Here is a 697-nt window from a genome sequence, read left to right as displayed (position 1 = left end):
GGGCGGGATTTTTCCGATGTTTCTCCGCTACGAGGAATCCTTTTCGGCGGCGGAAAGCATAAATTAAAAGTCGAAGTGGATGTGATTCAATCGGGCGGGTCAGAAGGCTGAGGACAGAGGACAGAGGACAGAGGACAGAGGACAGAGGACAGAGGACAGAGGACAGAGGACAGAGGACAGAGGACAGAGGACAGAGGACAGAGGACAGAGGACAGAGGACAGAAAATTATTCCTATTACCCTGACAACAATTTTTTAAAAACGAATTATGTTGGAGCGAGGTGTTACTGGATTTTCGATGCGGGGGTATCAGGGGGGTGACAGCTCAAGTGTGTAAATGACTTGTTAATAAATTAAAAAACATAGTAGATTCTTCCTCCTACCCCAGCCTTTCCAACATCTAGCAGCTTCTGTCTAGCGTGAGCAAAGCGAACGCGTCTGTCCTCTGAAAACGAATTATGTTGGAGCGAGGTGTTACTGGATTTTCGATGCGGGGGTATCAGGGGGGTGACAGCTCAAGTGTGTAAATGACTTGTTAATAAATTAAAAAACATAGTAGATTCTTCCTCCTACCCCAGCATTTCCAACATCTAGCAGCTTCTGTCTAGCGCGAGCGAAGCGAGCGCATCTGTCTTCAGTCGTCTGTCCTCTGAAAGCGAACGCGTCAGTCTTCTGACCTCTGAAAAGAAAACCCTCCT

Annotated in this window: 1 pseudogene; it reads left to right on the top strand. The window is 47.3% G+C overall.

What is annotated here, in order from left to right:
• Positions 1-111, top strand: a pseudogene (locus LEP1GSC047_RS22025) (transglutaminase family protein); the annotation flags it as partial.
• Positions 112-697: the final 586 nt, after the last annotated feature.

The sequence above is a fragment of the Leptospira inadai serovar Lyme str. 10 genome (genome assembly GCF_000243675.2).
Lineage (GTDB): Bacteria > Spirochaetota > Leptospiria > Leptospirales > Leptospiraceae > Leptospira_B > Leptospira_B inadai.
The sequence above is the reverse complement of the archived record's forward strand: the minus strand, read 5'-3'. Positions and strand labels throughout refer to the sequence as shown.